The 16,258-nt window shown below is 41.1% G+C and carries 14 protein-coding genes, 1 tRNA gene and 1 pseudogene; 5 read left to right on the top strand and 11 right to left on the bottom strand.

Translation table 11 applies throughout. The features are described 5' to 3' along the window. Positions 1 to 152: 152 nt before the first annotated feature. Positions 153 to 284 (top strand): helix-turn-helix domain-containing protein, encoded by a 132-nt coding sequence (locus tag LMU01S_RS10810; protein ID WP_082613079.1) that lies wholly within the window; start codon positions 153 to 155, stop codon positions 282 to 284. Positions 285 to 317: 33 nt separating this feature from the next. Here the strand turns inward: LMU01S_RS10810 and LMU01S_RS05880 are convergent. The 3 genes from LMU01S_RS05880 to LMU01S_RS05890 form a co-directional block, all read right to left on the bottom strand. Beyond that, positions 318 to 390, bottom strand: a tRNA-Lys gene (locus LMU01S_RS05880). A gap of 135 nt (positions 391 to 525) precedes the next feature. After that, positions 526 to 1,089: an ECF transporter S component gene (locus tag LMU01S_RS05885; RefSeq protein WP_004049567.1), complete on the bottom strand. Its 564-nt coding sequence runs from the start codon at positions 1,087 to 1,089 to the stop codon at positions 526 to 528. A gap of 18 nt (positions 1,090 to 1,107) precedes the next feature. Then, a complete protein-coding gene (locus LMU01S_RS05890; protein ID WP_056958852.1) occupies positions 1,108 to 1,932 on the bottom strand; it encodes a pyridoxamine kinase in 825 nt (274 codons plus the stop codon). A gap of 190 nt (positions 1,933 to 2,122) precedes the next feature. Between LMU01S_RS05890 and LMU01S_RS05895 the strand changes: the two genes are divergently transcribed. Further along, positions 2,123 to 2,494 (top strand): DUF1304 domain-containing protein, encoded by a 372-nt coding sequence (locus tag LMU01S_RS05895; protein ID WP_056958850.1) that lies wholly within the window; start codon positions 2,123 to 2,125, stop codon positions 2,492 to 2,494. Positions 2,495 to 2,546: 52 nt separating this feature from the next. Here LMU01S_RS05895 and LMU01S_RS05900 read toward each other — a convergent pair whose 3' ends face one another. Next, positions 2,547 to 3,788, bottom strand: a complete 1,242-nt coding sequence (locus LMU01S_RS05900; protein ID WP_056958848.1) for a NupC/NupG family nucleoside CNT transporter — start codon at positions 3,786 to 3,788, stop codon at positions 2,547 to 2,549. 994 nt (positions 3,789 to 4,782) lie between these two features. Between LMU01S_RS05900 and LMU01S_RS05905 the strand changes: the two genes are divergently transcribed. Continuing rightward, positions 4,783 to 7,446 carry an HAD-IC family P-type ATPase gene (locus tag LMU01S_RS05905; protein WP_056958846.1) on the top strand — a complete coding sequence of 888 codons (2,664 nt, stop codon included), beginning with the start codon at positions 4,783 to 4,785 and terminating at the stop codon, positions 7,444 to 7,446. A gap of 120 nt (positions 7,447 to 7,566) precedes the next feature. Next, positions 7,567 to 8,076, top strand: coding sequence for an acyl-CoA thioesterase (locus LMU01S_RS05910; protein ID WP_056958844.1), 510 nt, complete (start codon positions 7,567 to 7,569; stop codon positions 8,074 to 8,076). Positions 8,077 to 8,127: 51 nt separating this feature from the next. Here LMU01S_RS05910 and LMU01S_RS10560 read toward each other — a convergent pair whose 3' ends face one another. Then, complete coding sequence (locus LMU01S_RS10560; RefSeq protein ID WP_169795906.1) at positions 8,128 to 8,274, bottom strand: hypothetical protein; 147 nt, start codon at positions 8,272 to 8,274, stop codon at positions 8,128 to 8,130. A 511-nt stretch (positions 8,275 to 8,785) separates the two neighbouring features. Here LMU01S_RS10560 and LMU01S_RS05915 point away from each other — a divergent pair. Beyond that, positions 8,786 to 9,178, top strand: a pseudogene (locus LMU01S_RS05915) (energy-coupling factor transporter transmembrane component T family protein); the annotation flags it as partial. Between the two features lie 67 nt (positions 9,179 to 9,245). On the opposite strand, the gene LMU01S_RS05920 reads toward LMU01S_RS05915, so the two are convergent. The 6 genes from LMU01S_RS05920 to LMU01S_RS05945 all read right to left on the bottom strand — a co-directional run bounded on the left by LMU01S_RS05920 (position 9,246) and on the right by LMU01S_RS05945 (position 16,097). Next, positions 9,246 to 9,746, bottom strand: a complete 501-nt coding sequence (locus LMU01S_RS05920; protein ID WP_056958843.1) for a hypothetical protein — start codon at positions 9,744 to 9,746, stop codon at positions 9,246 to 9,248. Between the two features lie 148 nt (positions 9,747 to 9,894). Continuing rightward, on the bottom strand, positions 9,895 to 10,725 hold the full coding sequence (pflA, locus tag LMU01S_RS05925) for a pyruvate formate-lyase-activating protein (RefSeq protein WP_056958841.1): 831 nt from the start codon (positions 10,723 to 10,725) through the stop codon (positions 9,895 to 9,897). Between the two features lie 39 nt (positions 10,726 to 10,764). Next, positions 10,765 to 13,026, bottom strand: a complete 2,262-nt coding sequence (pflB, locus tag LMU01S_RS05930; protein ID WP_056958839.1) for a formate C-acetyltransferase — start codon at positions 13,024 to 13,026, stop codon at positions 10,765 to 10,767. Positions 13,027 to 13,547: 521 nt separating this feature from the next. Further along, complete coding sequence (locus tag LMU01S_RS05935) at positions 13,548 to 14,846, bottom strand: adenylosuccinate synthase (protein WP_056958837.1); 1,299 nt, start codon at positions 14,844 to 14,846, stop codon at positions 13,548 to 13,550. A gap of 192 nt (positions 14,847 to 15,038) precedes the next feature. Continuing rightward, positions 15,039 to 15,338 (bottom strand): hypothetical protein, encoded by a 300-nt coding sequence (locus LMU01S_RS05940; RefSeq protein WP_056958835.1) that lies wholly within the window; start codon positions 15,336 to 15,338, stop codon positions 15,039 to 15,041. Positions 15,339 to 15,377: 39 nt separating this feature from the next. Beyond that, positions 15,378 to 16,097, bottom strand: a complete 720-nt coding sequence (locus LMU01S_RS05945; RefSeq protein WP_056958833.1) for a MerR family transcriptional regulator — start codon at positions 16,095 to 16,097, stop codon at positions 15,378 to 15,380. Positions 16,098 to 16,258 lie beyond the last annotated feature (161 nt).

Consider the following 16,258-nt stretch of genomic DNA (forward strand, 5'->3'; position numbering starts at 1 on the left):
TTATACATTTTTATTGACAGTTACCTCACTCCTTAATTTTTACCCAAGAGATCGCTGAGCTCTGTGCCCGCTTTGATCTCATTAAAACTGAACTACAGATGACGATCCACCAATACATCATTTTGCAAAAGATCACAGTTGCCAAGTAGTTACTGTGTACAGGCTGTGATATTCAAAAGCTCCCGCAGGCATTAGGCTTTAGTGACTACGCCCATTTTGCTAAAACTTTCAAACGCCTCACGGGAATGACCCCTAAGCAATTTAGCCAAAATTATCAGGTATAAAAAAATCCCCGAGATACGCTCTCGGGGAAGTGATGGGTGGTCAGGGGATCGAACCCTGGACCCACGGATTAAGAGTCCGTTGCTCTGCCAGCTGAGCTAACCACCCAATTTATCAACAAAAAATATTATAGCAAAAAAGCTCTGCTAAAACAAGCAAAATTTTTAAAATATTTCTATGGACAAAAATAAGATCTGTTTGGAGAACCCCAAGCAGATCTTATTTTCTAAATTCAGTTGTTTATCATGAACCTCGGCGCTGCTGCACCAAGGTGTAGATCTTTTTGATCATGAAATACAATAATGGTACGCAGATCGCCGTTGAAATGGAATTGATGACCGTCGCAGGTAAGCTGAAAAAGGCGGCCACCGCAGCTGTTTTAAAGTTTGTCCCGACCATCAATGCTTCAATGATCGAAGCTAGATACGAAGTCACGACCTTGGTCGATCCTGCAGCTATCGCCAAGAACATGATATTTCGCTGACTGTCAACATATCCCATAGCCTTGAAAAGTCCGGAAATTATCAAAGCTACAACTATGACCTCAAGCATCGTCAGCCATGAGACAGCAATATATCCATTTAAGATATCAAAGCCACCTAAGCCAATGATACCGGCCAACATACCATTGCGTTTTCCCAAAAAAAGAATTGCTGTTACCGTCAATGTATTACCAAAATGGATAAACGGTCGCCCGACCATCGCAGGGATCGGGATCCGCAACGTCCAAATGCCAATATAGATCAGTGCAGCAAATAGGCCCGTTAAAATGACCGCTCGCAATGTATTTTGCTGGTCACGCAACATAGTATTCCCTCCAAAAAATCATAACTTTTCCAACAAATATGGTAAGGCACGCGCATAATCGACGCCAAAACGCTGATCTCTGGGTGTCGGTGTCAGCTTTATCGCTTGAAAAATGAATTCCATTGCGAGATCCGCAGCAGCTTTGACCGCTTTACCCTTCATGATCCCTGCCAAAAAAGCACTGGCAAACAGATCTCCCGTCCCAAAATAGTTCCCAGCCAATTTAGGACGCGTCAAGATCCAAGTTTTGCCCATTTCATAACCGATCACGGCGATCTTGTCACCGCAGTCTATCCCAGTTAAGATCGCAGTTTCTAACTTGAATTTAGTTGCAAAACGCACAAGTAGTTGCCTTGCTTCAGCGATCGCAAGTGGAGAAGTAGTCAAAGCCTCATCTAAAAGCAGTTGGGCTTCCGTTAAATTTGGAGTCGCGATCGTTGCGTGGTGCACTAGTTTGCGCATCTGAGCCACATAATTCATGTCAAAACCGCGGTAAAGTTTACCGTGGTCGGCCATTACTGGATCAACTAAAAAAAGCGTTTCAGGTGTCTTAAGAACTGACAGAGATGACAAGATCACGTCTAAAGGCCTAGCCCCCAAGTATCCCAGATAGACGGCTGAAAACCTAAGTTGTAATTTTTGCCAATGCTGGAGAATGTGTGACATTTCAGAAGAAAGATCTAAGTAGGTATTTTCACCAAAGCCCCCCGTATGTGTTGATAAGAGTGCGGTCGGTAAAACATCTGGTCTCAAGTTTGCAGCCGCCAGCAAGGGTAGCGCTACACTCATGGAAACCTGACCCACACAGGACAGATCCTGAATGATCAAAACATCGGCTTGCATTTTGTCACATCCTTTTCATACACCTGCAACTATATCTGTTAGAGCGCTCAAACATAAGAGCTTGTATGTATTATATCATCTTTAATGTTTGCTAACCACGCCATTTGGTATTCTTTTGCATTTAATTGTAGATTTATTGCACACAATAATATATAATACTTCTATTAATTTAGTTAAAGGAGTTTTTTGCATGTCAATTATCTCAACCACCTTGATCATGATCGTTGCCTTAGAAGCTCTCTATATCATGGGGATGGAAATGTTTGGGAGTGAAGAAAAATTACATCAAGCTTTTGGCCTCAGAAAAGAGTATCTCAAAATGCCCGAAGCTCGGATCGCAATGGCTAACCAAGGTCTTTACAATGGTTTTATCGGTGTTGGTCTCTTATTTGCCCGTTTTGTTTTCCCGGGAAATGCTCAATATATGGGAAGTATGATGTTTGTGATCTTCGTCATTGTCGCTGCCATCTATGGCTGGTCAAGTGCTAAGAATCCTAAGATCTTACTTGCCCAAGGAACGCCAGCTATCCTAGCTTTACTTGCACTTTTGATCTTTAAATAAAAAATGGTCGCCTGAATGAAAATTCAAGCGACCATTTTTATTACTATTTATTTTACCAAACGAATAAACCAACCATTGCTGCGGATAAAAGGGAAACTAAGATCCCTGAAAGCAACATGTAGCCAACGTTTTTGGAGATAAGATCGTTCTTTTCACGATCAACGATCCCTTTGAAACAGCCAATGATCATCCCGACCGTTGAGAAGTTAGCAAAGGAGGTCACAAAGACTGTTAAGACAGCTTTGTAGTGTGGTGCAAAGTCATTGATCGTACTTGTTACACGACCCATGACAACAAATTCATTTGTAACTAATTTTGTACCCATATATTGAGCAAATTGGAAAGCTTCGCCGTGTGGTAAGCCCATCAACCATGCAAATGGATACATCACGATCCCAAGCAAGTGTTCCAATGATAGCCAAGGATTGATCAAGCCAAGTAACTTATCGATCAAAGCGGCTAAAGCAACAAAGGCGATCACGTTAGCGGCAATGATCAAGACCAAACGACCAGCACCTAAGATGGAATCACCCAAGAAGGAGAAGAATGGTTCTTTTTTAGCATTACCATTTTCATCCACATCACCGATCTCTTTTTCGGCCATTGCTGAACTCTTCATCGTAGCGATCGTATCTTCATCAGCTGGAACAGTGACTGGATTTAACATTGCTACTACGATCAAAGCATTGATAACATTGACAGGGACTGCCGTCAAGATGTATTCACCTGGCATCATTTGCGTGTATGCCCCAATGATCGAGGCTGTCACACAGCTCATCGACATCATGGCTAAAGTCAAGTTACGTTTAGCATTGATCTGCTTGAGCTGTAAAGATGAGACCGCTAAAGCTTCGGTGTTACCAAGAAACATCATTTCGATCGCAAAGAACGATTCGAATTTAGGTTGACCTGTGATAAATGATAACCCACGACCGATCCACTTGATGATCCAAGGTAAGACTCCGATGTAAGTCAAGATGTCAAATAATGGAACGACCATCAAAATTGGGAGCAATACTTGCACGAACCAATCCATTTGTTTGACTTGGACCATGCTTGGCAAAGCAAATTCGATCCCGATATAAGCGATCTTCATCAATTCGTTAAAACCAGCAGCTGCACCTTGCACGATCGCACGTCCACCTGAAAAGCTGGTCAAAAACCATGCCATCACCAAGTTAAAGATGACCATCGTACCAACGCCACGCCAGTTGATCTCATTACGAGCCTTAGAAAATACGACCCCGATCGCTAAAAAGACAACTAAACCTAAAACATTTATTGCTAAATACAAGATTATTTCTCCTCTCTTTATCAATAAAATAAATAGCAATTTATAAATGACTGTAAAACTTCAATTAGTATATCTATTTCTTTGGGATTTGTAAATATTTTTATTAACATGGTTTAATTTTTAAAAATAATAAAAATATAATTTAACCCGCCAAAAGATACGTACCAATCGCAAACAATAAACTTAACAAACCACAAAAATAGCAAACATTGATCAATACTATCTCCGAACGATTACTCAAAGATTATAATATTAACCAAAAAATAATTTAAAACTACGCTTAATTCTAGCAAAACATTCGGAAGTGGTAAAGAATGACGCTTACAAAATGAAAGCGCTTGACTTTTAAAAAACATCTAGTATAATTAAGGGTGAAAAGGGGGCAGTTAAGCCTTCACATGTTACGCACGTACTAGCGTCTGACATTGACGTAGCAAGTGTTTTGGACACTTCACCTGAGGGCTTGTATCCTCCTTTTAGCACCACCCCTTGACAGTTCAAATAAACGGATCGCCAATAATGTAAAATAAGATCGTGAAAGAACATAATGGTGGCGATGAAAGGTCTATTTGACTGTGATATATATAATATAGACCATGGAACTCCTTGCTAGCTTCCATGGTCTTTTTTTGTATTTAACGGGGGTTTTCAGAAACTAAAACGAATATTTTTTTTACTATCAATTATATTTTTCGTTTTTTATCAACACCTAGTTTTACTCGCTAGATCACACCTCTTAAGCTTTACCTAAGCTGTTTTAAGTTTGCTTTAAACCTCTGTGTGACCCATTTCTTCTCATCACTTATCATAGTAAAATATACTTAAAATATTAGAACTATTAGATCAATAGAAAGGTAGGTAACACGAGTGGACGACCCTTATCCGCCTCGCGCTATTTTTGTACGCTTAGAAAAGATTTTCTTTGTCTATCGTAGTTAGTGCTAGGCAACAGATGTTAGTGCTAAATATGACTTACAGAAAGGAAATATAATAAGTGAGACCTTATCAGAAGAATTTAGAAGAATTACTACAAAATTATGAGCAAGAGGACCCTTTACAGGGCCTTTCAACCAAAACTGCAACTAAAAGACTAGCAAGCGATGGGCCTAATGCTCTAGTTACTAAAAAAACACCAAACTGGCTGTTATTTATCCGCCAGTTCAATAACATGATCATCTATATCTTGTTATTTGCGACCCTATTGACGCTTTTCCTAGGTCACTATACCGATGCGATCGTGATCAGTGTCGTGATCATCGCCAATGCCGTGATCGGTTACTATCAAGAAGCCAACGCCGCTGATGCTTTAGCTAAGATCAAAGACTTGCTGGCAACTAACGCCACTGTCTACCGTGATGGGATCCGGCAAGATATCGATGCGACCAAATTAGTTCGTGACGATGTCGTCTTTTTAGAAGCTGGCGACCAAGTTCCAGCCGATCTACGCTTGATAAAAACCGCTGACCTTAGGATCCAAGAGTCCGCTTTGACAGGTGAAGCTGATGCGGTAACTAAACACGCTTCTGCCTTAAAAACAGCTGACTTACCCTTGGCTGAACAAGCAAACATGGCCTTTTCTTCCACGACAGTCGTCAACGGCTCTGGTTTAGGCGTAGTCGTAGCGACCGGTGAAAAAACCGAATTAGGCAAGATCTCGAGTGCAGTTGCTAGCGCCAAAACACGCCCGACTCCATTAGTCAAAGAGATCAACGCTTTAGGTAAAACTGTTTCTCTTTGCGTTTTAGGTGCAGCTGTCTTACTGTTTATCTTAGGTTTTATCTTTGAGACCTATTCTCTACCGGTCTTGACTTTAGCGATCGTAACGATGATCGTTGGCTCGATCCCTGAAGGTCTACCGGCGACAACTTCGGTGATCTTAGCTTTAGGTGTTTCTGACCTCGCTAAAAATAAAAATGCGATCGTTAAATCCTTACCTTCGGCTGAAACATTAGGGGCAGTCGATGTGATCGCAACTGATAAGACTGGGACATTGACTAAAAACGAAATGACCGTGACAGATATTTACCTTGATGAACGTCATTTTTCAGTCAGTGGTAGTGGTTATGCTCCAACTGGGGCGTTATTTATCAATGGTGAAGCAACGACTGAACGTGAAGCTAAACTAAAAGAACTTCTCTTAGCTGGTTATCTTGCTAACGACACGACTTTGACCCAAGTTGATGATACTTGGACGATCAACGGTGAACCAACTGACGGAGCTTTCTTGACCGCTTACCATAAATTAATGCCAAACAAAGAAAGTATTCAACTAGAAAAATTAGATCTCTTGCCTTTTGATTCGTTCCACCGTTACATGGCTAGCCTAGTACAACTTTCAAATGGCGCTAAAAAGATCTATCTAAAAGGTGCACCAGATAAGTTATTCAACTTTGCACAACAACAAGATCCAAACTTCAAACGTTCATTTTGGCAAGCCAAAGCCGACCATTTAGCTAACCAAGGTAAGCGAGTCGTAGCTTTAGGCGTGATCAAAGACGCTGACCAAATTACTGAACTAGAACATGAGCATCTAGAATCAGGCTTTACTTTCCTGGGCTTGACTGGGATCATCGACCCACCACGCCCAGAAGTTATCGCAGCTTTACGTGAGATGAACAAAGCCAAAGTCGAAGTCAAAATGATCACCGGTGACGCTCCATTGACCGCAGCTGCGATCGGACGGCAACTAGGCTTAGCTGATGGTGAATTACACACGATCACTGGGACAAAATGGGATCAACTGACTGCTGAACAAAAACAAAGAGCAGCCGTTAAGCATCAGATCTTTGCCCGCACAACGCCAGAAAACAAGCTCGAGATCATCGAAGCTTTACAACAAAGTGGCAAAGTGACGGCGATGACTGGGGATGGCGTCAATGATGCTCCCGCACTGAAAAAAGCTGACATTGGTGTTTCCATGGGTATCAAAGGGACCGATGCCGCTAAAGAAGCCTCAGATATGATCTTAACGGATGATAACTTTGCAACTTTAGCAACTGCGATCAAAGAAGGGCGCCGGATCTACGACAATATCAAAAAGAGCATCCTCTTCTTATTGCCGACCTCATTTGCTGAAGGTTTGATCATTTTCTTGACGATCCTTTTCAACCAAGAAATGCCTTTACAAGCGACGCAACTACTTTGGATCAACTTAGTCTCTGCGATCACGATCCAATTTGCGTTCATCTTTGAACCAGGTGCCAGCGACTTGATGAAACGTCCACCACGTAAGAGCAATAGTCGCTTGATCTCAGGGCGCGAAATGCTTCAGCTAGGCTATGTTTCGCTACTGATCGCCTTAGTCGGATTAGGCGCTTATGAGATGCTGATCGCTACAGGTGCTTCGGCAACGCTAGCAAGCACGGCGATGGTCAACATCATCGTCTTTAGCAAGATCTTTTACTTGTTCAACATTCGCACCGAAGAATCGGCCTTCTCTAGTGCCTCATTTACAAATAAAAAGGCCTTCTCGATCATCTTACTCATGATCTTGTTGCAGATGTGCTTGACCTATTTGCCATTCATGCAAGAAGCCTTTAGCACGACTGGTATGCAATTAGGTGAATGGATCTTGACGATCGTCTGCGGTTTTAGCGTATTAGCTGTGACCGAGTTAGATAAATACTTTAAACTCCGCTTAGCTCGAGTTAGAAACTAATTTAAGTACCGATGACAGAAAGCTCACCAGATGTATTTTGGACATCTGGTGAGCTTTTTGCTATTATAGAACGCTATCCACAGCTTATGTTACAATAAAATTAAAAAAGAAGGTGTTTACATGTCTGAAACTATCTCGTGTCGGCAAACACTTGCTGTGACCAGTCATCGCGTCCTAGCTAGTGATCTCAACGAACATGAAACTGTCTACGGTGGAGCACTATTGGCGCTACTCGACGGAACGGCTTCGATCTCTGCCAGTCGTTTTGCCCGCTCACAATGCGTCACAGCTGCCCTTGATCAAGTCAACTTCATCAAACCTTTTGTGCTAAATGACTCACTATGTATCGAAAGCTATGTGACTGGACACGGTAAACGGTCACTCGAAGTTTTCGTCAAGGTCATCGGTGAACATCTTGATACCGGTGAACGTTTCTTAGGGATGACCGCCTTTTTGACCTTTGTTGTTTTAGATAAAAAGGTCACTTTACCCGAACTGAGCGCTGAAACCCCAGAAGAACAAAGCCTCTGTGCTGGCTTTCAAAAACGTAAAGCTTGCCGGCGCCAAAAAATAGCCGAGCAAAGGAAACTCCAAGCCTCATTGAGTCTAGATTTTCCGTGGTACAGCTAAATATCCAAAAAGCACGCTCTGAGCTGATCTCAAAGCGTGCTTTTTGGGATATCATTTTTTGTTCGTTAAAGAACCACTATCGACCGCACCTTGCGCCAAGTTCAATAATAACTTGATCGCTTCTTCATAACTGCAAGCTCTTTTGTTCATAACCGTCCTGATCAACTCTTCAGTTGTCGTCTTAGATGAGATCATCATACTAGTCCCGCACTATATCATGTGAGCATTGACCATCAAAGAGATATAGCCTTCCTTTCTCCAAGATCAGAAGCGCCCCGCTTCTTTTACCGTACATCGAACACCCATAACAGGCCCACATCTCATCTCTGATCTGCTATGTATGCTTACCACCAACTAGCAAACACGTGTTCATTTATTTTCGTTACTTTTATATTCTAGCGCGCCACCACAAAAAAATAAAGCATTAATATTGTTCAATTTTTTTAACTATCATAACTATCCTTGATAAGACAAGCAAACTTCCCTATAAAAAAATTTTGGACTTATTTTTTATTCATTTTCACTCGCAAATATTCATTAAAAGCTTTAATAACAACAATAATTCGTTTTTTCTTATAGTCCGTTATAAAGCCTTATCCAACTTGTTTTCATGATCATTTACATTATCTTATACGCCATCATTAATTTAACTTTCAATATACATAAGTTTATAGTTATAGTAATTTGAGATGAAATTTTGCGTGAACGGTTAAACAAGCTCAAGCTCAGTTATAAGATCAGCTATGCGGTGGCTTTAGCCTTGCGTTATATCCCAGATATCCAAGCAACTTATTGGGATATTTCAGCCGCTCAGCAAGCACGCGGCTATGAGCTATCTTCCAAAGCTAAACTCAGTACGCGCTTAAAAGGAGCGAGCAATATCATCATCCCACTGATCTTTTCAAGTCTTGAGCGGATCAACACGATCAGTACCGCTATGCAATTACGCCGTTTTGGTTCAAAGAAAAAGCGGACCTGGTATACACAACGCCCGTTCAAAGCTAGCGACTGGTTCGTCGTCATTTTAGCCATTGTATTATTTGGGATCACACTTTATCTCTTCAAACTAAATCACGGGCGTTTTTATGACCCCTTCAACTAAAAAAGCTACCAGTCTATACTGATAGCTTTTTGAAAAACTGGTCACGATCAAGATCGCGATCAGTTTTTTATTTTAGCAGCATGACTAACACAATAGCGAGCATATCTAGGACCGCATAAGTCCCGGTCAGATATAAGGTCCCACGCTTATCTTGTTTACTCAACTGATAATAGATCACCCCAAAGAATAAGATCTGTAAAATATTGTTCACGTAAGTTGCGTCAAATACTGCTTCTGTGATCACGACATAACTAGCGGTAAGAACACTAAGAATGCAATTAACGATCACCAGTGTTAAAAATAATGCCTCTTTATCGCCTTGGTTGCTAGCTAAGATCACTAAGCGTCCAATACCCCATGTTACTAAAAAACTGACTAAAGATCCGATCGCCCCCCCAATGATCGTGACTGCATTTAAAACGTTTTTTCCTTCAAGTGATGCATCAGCTGGAAGGGGCATTTTTACATTTTGCGTAATAAGATAGATACTAGCCACTGAAAGAACAACAACTAAAAAGACAAGTCCTACCTTAGTCAACGCAGATAATTTAAGTCCTGAATGTGACATTTCAAACACCTCTTTTTACAATCATTTTCTTTAGCATACATTGTTTTATCAGCCGTTAGTCCAAGTACCCATAAGTAGTCATTTATTTAACTTATTTGGCGATCAAAAAAGCAGAGACCATCATGACCTCTGCTTTTCTGACAACTACTTAAAGTCCTTGATCTTTTGTATTTATCCCTGGCTTCCAAGTTAAATAGCCTTTATAGTCAGCTACGCAAAGGAGTTTTTCAGCATTTTCGATCCGATCAGCCGTTGGCGGTTCGACACCTTCCAAGCGATACTTGATCCCCATTTCCTTATATTTGCGAACTCCCATAGTGTGATAAGGTAAAACTTCGAATTTTTCGACATTCTTCAATGTCTTGACATATTCGCCGAGTTCTTTTAAATACTTATCATTGTCGGTGATCCCTGGAACCAAAACGTGTCTGATCCAAACTGGTTTACCGAGTTCAGATAGATACTCACACATGTCAAGGATGTTCTCGTTTGGATAACCGGTCAAGCGTTTATGCTCATCGGAGTTGATATGCTTGATGTCCACTAATAAAATGTCGGTATATTCCAGTAACTCATTGAATAAACTAAACCATGGTTCCCGGCGCGTAAATGGCGCCCCACATGTGTCTAAACAGGTGCTGATACCATGTTCTTTACACTGCTTGAACACTTCCAAAGCAAATTCTGGTTGCAATAAGATCTCGCCCCCTGAAAGGGTGATCCCACCATCTTCGCCCCAAAAAGCTCGGTATGGTAAAGCTTTTTCTAAAAGCTCACTGGCAGTCATTTGCATCCCAACATTTTTCTTCCAAGTATCTGGATTGTGGCAAAACTTACAACGCATATTGCATCCCTGCATGAAAGCCACAAACCTGATCCCTGGTCCATCGACTGCGCCAAAGGTCTCAAGGGAATGCACGTAGCCTAAAACCTGACCGTCTTTAGTTGGAACTGGATTAATATATGGATTAGCTTTCATTATTACGCCGCCTTTACTAATTGACTATTGTGCTCTTAACTACATTGAAGTATGGAATGTTCTTGAAATAACGTCATCTTGTTGTTCCTTGGTCAGATCAGCGAAGTATACACAGTAACCAGAAACACGTACAGTCAACGTTGGATATTCTTCTGGATGTTTTTGAGCATCAAGTAAAGTATCACGGTTGAAGACGTTGATGTTTAAGTGGTGACCTTCATTTTTCATGTAACCACTGATCATGTTTACCAAGGTCTTTTCTTCTAATTTTTCATCGTGACCAAGTGTTGATGGAGTTACGGCAAAAGTATTGGAGATCCCGTCTGTTGCGTAGCGATATGGTAATTTAGCTACAGAAAGCAAGGATGCCAATGCCCCGTGTGTTTCAGCACCATAAGCTGGGTTAGCACCTGGTGAGAATGGTTCGCCTGCTTGACGGCCATTAGGTGTCGTCCCGGTATTCTTACCGTAAACAACATTAGATGTGATCGTCAAAACAGATGTTGATAATTTAGCATCACGGTAGAGGTGATGTTTGTTCATCTTGGTGTAAAGTTGTCTTACTAACCATGCAGCGATCTCGTCAGCACGATCATCGTTGTTACCATAACGTGGGAAGTCTTTTTCAGTCTTGAAGTCAACTGCCACACCGTTTTCATCACGGATAACTTTAACTTTACCGTACTTGATAGCTGAGATGGAGTCAGCAGCAACTGCTAAGCCAGAGATACCTGTCGCAAATGTACGATCTAAGCGTGTATCCTTCAAAGCAAGTTGAGCTGATTCATAGTAATACTTATCGTGCATGTAATGGATCACATTCAAAGCATTTACATAAACATCAGCGACCCATTCCAACATGTCATCGAATTTCTTCAAGAATTCATCATAATCAATATATTCTGAAGTGATCGGTGCATAAGCTGGACCACATTGCATCTTGGTCAATTCATCGACCCCACCGTTGATCGCATAGAGCACGGTCTTAGCCAAGTTAGCACGAGCCCCGAAGAATTGGACCCCATCAGCGATCGGTTGCGCAGACACACAGCAAGCAATGCCATAGTAGTCTGTGCCCCATGTTTCCATCATCAATTCATCGTTTTCGTATTGGATCGTTGAACTTGCGATCGATACACTAGCCGCATAGTTCTTGAAACCTTCTGGCAAACGTTCTGACCATAATAAAGTGATGTTTGGTTCTGGTGCAGCCCCCATGTTATGCAAGGTGTGCAAGAAACGGAAAGCTGTCTTTGTAACGTGGTGACGGCCATCCATCCCCATCCCAGCGATCGATAACGTTGCCCAAATTGGGTTACCAGAGAACAAGGAGTTGTATTCTGGGGTCCGAATGAAAGTCACCATCCGGAGTTTCATTGTGAATTGATCGATCAATTCTTGAGCTTCTTTTTCGGTCAATAAACCGTTATCCATATCACGTTTGATATAGATATCGATAAATGAATCGATCCGACCAATAGACATGGCAGCCCCATTTTGTTGCTTAATGGAAGCTAAGTAGCCAAAGTATAACCATTGGATAGCTTCACGCGCATTTGTAGCTGGATAAGAAATGTCATAGCCGTAAGAAGCCGCCATCTTCTTCATGTCTTGTAAAGCACGAATTTGTTCGGAAACTTCTTCACGTAAACGAATAACTTCATCTGTCATTTGACCGTCGCCATAGTTAGCTAAGTCATCTTTCTTAGCTGCGATCAAGCGATCGATCCCGTAAAGAGCAACACGAGGGAAGTCAGCGATGATCCGGCCACGACCGTATGAGTCAGGTAACCCTGTCACGATCTTGTTGTGGCGTGCACGCTTAATTTCGTCATTGTATGCATCAAAAACGCCTTGGTTGTGTGTCTTATGCAAGTCGGTGAAGATCCGTTCTGTTTCCGGATCAATTTCCATCCCGTAAGCAGCCAAAGCAACTTTAGCCATCCGAATACCACCATAAGGCATCAAAGCTTTTTTCATTGGCTTATCAGTTTGCAAACCAACGATCTTTTCTAAGTCTTTATCTAAATAACCTGGTTTGTGTGAAGTGATCGTCGAAACAACTTTGGTGTCAGCATCTAAAACGCCACCAGCAGCCCGTTCTTTCAACTTGATGTCAACTAACATGTCGTTTAATTTTGTGGTTGCTTCAGTTGCTTCTTCAAGAAATGATTGATCACCATCATAAGGTGTGTAGTTACGGTTGATGAAATCACGTACGTCGATCTCGTCTTGCCAGTCCCCACCTTTAAAACCGTTCCAAGCAGTTGTTACTGTTTCTTTGCTGTTGTCTTTGAGCATCTGTATTCCTCCCTGTGTAAAAAATCCGTCTGACCTAAATAATATAACCTAGCACGCACTAAAAAACGCTTGTTAACGTTTTCATCCTTATATTATCTAAAATGGCGCATAAAAACAAGTCATAATCCATTATTTTTGTACTTTTTTAAAAAATGTTATTTCTATTTTTTTACTTAAATATAATGAAACATTAAGCCTTTTCGCCCACACCAACATGTGTCGTTTTGACCCACTTAGTCTGGCGCCGAATTTTATTATAACAGGCCAAAATGATCGCAAATTAAAATCAGCACCCACACCAAATAGATACCTATTCCAACAAAAGAGACACTAAAGATCAATTCATCGATGACCGATCCCTCCATTTAGTGCTTTTTGTTAAAAAACCATATAGATTTTACCACATGATTAACTCTAAATGATATAGCTAATTTATTTTAAATAAAAGTAGATATTTTCTAATCTTTTTACCTAAAAAAGACTGATAGCCCTCAATGACTACCAGCCTCTTTCTAATTTATTTAAATTTCTTCCCAAATATTCTTTAAGACGTTTGTTTGATCACGATCTGGACCAACTGAGAAAGTCGAAACCTCCACACCAACTAATTCTTCAATGCGTTTGACATAGTTACGTGCATTTTCAGGTAGATCAGCTAAAGTCTTAGCCCCTGTGATATCTTCTTTCCAGCCAGGCATTGTTTCATAAACTGGCTTGCATTGTGCCAATTCTTTCAAGCTAGCTGGGTAACGATCGATCTTTTCCCCGTTCAATTCGTAAGCTGTACAGATCTTGATCTCATCTAAACCAGTCAAGACATCCACACAGTTCAAGCATAAGTTGGTCAAACCTGAGACCCGCTTGGAATGACGCATTACGACACTATCGAACCAACCGATCCGACGAGGACGTTTCGTAACGGTACCATATTCGTGACCTGCTTCACGGATGTAGCTACCGATCTCATCGTGTAACTCAGTTGGGAATGGACCATCACCGACCCGTGAAGTATAAGCTTTGCAGGCACCTACAACTTTATTGACTTTTTCTGGACCAACGCCAGAGCCAGTTGTGACCCCACCAGCGATCGGATTAGAAGATGTAACAAATGGGTATGTCCCATGGTCCACATCTAACATAACACCTTGAGCACCTTCAAATAAAACGTACCCGCCGTTGTCTAACGCGTCATTTAAAATAACTGATGTATCAGCTACATACTTCTTGATCCGTTGACCATATTCATAATATTCATTGTAAATTGTTTCAAAATCAAGCGGTTCGCCTTCATAATCGTACATCTTTTGGAATAAACGATTCTTTTCTTCCAAATTACGACGTAACTTTTCAGCAAATGTATCTGCTTCTAACAGATCTGCGACCCGAATACCAATACGAGCTGCTTTGTCCATGTAGCAAGGACCGATACCCTTATTAGTCGTACCGATCTTGTTGTCTTTTTTGGCGCTTTCTTGTAAGCTGTCCAAGACAATGTGGTATGGCAAGATCACGTGTGCACGGTTTGAAACACGAAGGTTATCTGTTGGGATCCCATTTTCATGTAAGTATTCCAACTCAGCAACTAACGACTTAGGATTCAAAACAACGCCATTTCCGATGACACTGATCTTATCGGAATAAAAAATTCCAGATGGGATCAAGCGCAATTTGTAGGTCTTACCATCAAAAGCGATCGTATGACCGGCATTGTCTCCACCTTGATAACGTGCGATAACATCGGCATTTTTACTCAAGAAATCAGTGATCTTGCCTTTGCCTTCATCGCCCCATTGACTACCAACAACTACTACTGATGACATATACAGTCCACCTCATAATATTTCTAAGCATTACTCTGCTTGCTAGTCTAAATTAACGACCTTGATAATTGTAACAATCAAGCTTAGTTTTTTCAAGCAATTACGAATATTACTTCGCAAAAAAAAGGCTAAAATTATTAATTGCGAACTTTAGCCTTTTTAATTTAAATTATTCTGATTTAAAGCGAATAACTAATCCCATGGATCGTAGCGACGAAAGGGCAATAGGCTACGCGTCCGGGATAATTCTTCCATTTGTTTGACGATCACTAGCGTTTCTGCGCTCATCTTGATCTTGCCTTTACCTCGTAGCACCGCCTCATAGGACGCAGTTACCATTTTTTCCATAATGATCTGGGGGGCTATCTGTCGCTTGTCCAAAGCATCTTTTCCGTAAGCGACGATCTTTAAAAAGACCTTATCATCTGTGCTTTGTTCCAAAGCCTGTGTCAATTCATTTGCCAACCGTGCGATCTCTTTGCGTGACTTCATTTCACTCACCTCATCTTCATCTTACACCAAAGCTATAAATTAAGCTTGTTTATCGGCATAGACTTCGATGCAAAAGTTTTTCTGGCTACAATTTGGACACACTAGCTTTCGTGTACTTGGAGTATGAGCCGACCAAAAATATGCTTTGAGTCCTGGTCGAAATTGGTGTTGGCAGTTAGGACAGATATACGCCGTATGCTGCCAAACATAGTACACTAAGACTGTTGCGATTACTACTGAAATCACTAAAGCCCCAGCTACTAACCACCATGATCCATGGTTTAAGAATACATAGATGATACTGCCCCACAAGATCACGTCGATCACAAGTCCGATGCCGATCATTTGCCAGTGTAATTGATGTAATTTTTTTGTCTTTTCCATTTCAAATTCAATTCCTTTCGTAAAATTTCCCGGGAAAACTTGAAATTTTTCTAGTTGTTTGGCTAGATAATCTAACTTAACGGCACGTTTTTTAGCCCGTTCTAGTTCTTTAGCATTTTGTTCTTGGTGCTGAGCCACTAACAACTGTAAAATTTTATAATTTTCCGGTGTATCTAAGAGGCCTTTGATATCTTTTAGCGTGAAACCTAATTCCTTATAGGTCAAGATCATTTCTAAACGTGTGACTTGATCTTTGGCATATAAACGTCGATCAGCCTCTGTGCGATTAGCAACTAACAATCCTTGCCGTTCATAATACTGCACTGTCCGCAAAGTGACGTGGCACTGCTTCGCTAATTGTCCACTTGAATACATTTTCTGCCCCCTTTCTATTTTCACTATAAATGATAACGTTACGTCATTAGCAAGTAAAAAGAAAAGCGTGTGAACTAAAAAAATCACCCTGATGCCAAAATGCATCATGATGATCTTCCTTAATTATTTATACGGCATAGCCCGCTTTTCTTCGCACTGTG

The sequence above is a fragment of the Ligilactobacillus murinus DSM 20452 = NBRC 14221 genome (assembly GCF_001591685.1).
Taxonomy (GTDB): Bacteria; Bacillota; Bacilli; order Lactobacillales; family Lactobacillaceae; genus Ligilactobacillus; species Ligilactobacillus murinus.

Coding starts and splice junctions, on each gene's coding strand:
- pflA (WP_056958841.1), bottom strand. CDS start 10,725: ATGAAAGCTAATCCATATATTAATCCAGTTCCAACTAAAGACGGTCAG.
- LMU01S_RS05885 (WP_004049567.1), bottom strand. CDS start 1,089: ATGTTGCGTGACCAGCAAAATACATTGCGAGCGGTCATTTTAACGGGC.
- pflB (WP_056958839.1), bottom strand. CDS start 13,026: ATGCTCAAAGACAACAGCAAAGAAACAGTAACAACTGCTTGGAACGGT.
- LMU01S_RS05890 (WP_056958852.1), bottom strand. CDS start 1,932: ATGCAAGCCGATGTTTTGATCATTCAGGATCTGTCCTGTGTGGGTCAG.
- LMU01S_RS05945 (WP_056958833.1), bottom strand. CDS start 16,097: ATGTATTCAAGTGGACAATTAGCGAAGCAGTGCCACGTCACTTTGCGG.
- LMU01S_RS05910 (WP_056958844.1), top strand. CDS start 7,567: ATGTCTGAAACTATCTCGTGTCGGCAAACACTTGCTGTGACCAGTCAT.
- LMU01S_RS10560 (WP_169795906.1), bottom strand. CDS start 8,274: ATGATGATCTCATCTAAGACGACAACTGAAGAGTTGATCAGGACGGTT.
- LMU01S_RS05935 (WP_056958837.1), bottom strand. CDS start 14,846: ATGTCATCAGTAGTAGTTGTTGGTAGTCAATGGGGCGATGAAGGCAAA.
- LMU01S_RS05940 (WP_056958835.1), bottom strand. CDS start 15,338: ATGAAGTCACGCAAAGAGATCGCACGGTTGGCAAATGAATTGACACAG.
- LMU01S_RS05895 (WP_056958850.1), top strand. CDS start 2,123: ATGTCAATTATCTCAACCACCTTGATCATGATCGTTGCCTTAGAAGCT.
- LMU01S_RS05920 (WP_056958843.1), bottom strand. CDS start 9,746: ATGTCACATTCAGGACTTAAATTATCTGCGTTGACTAAGGTAGGACTT.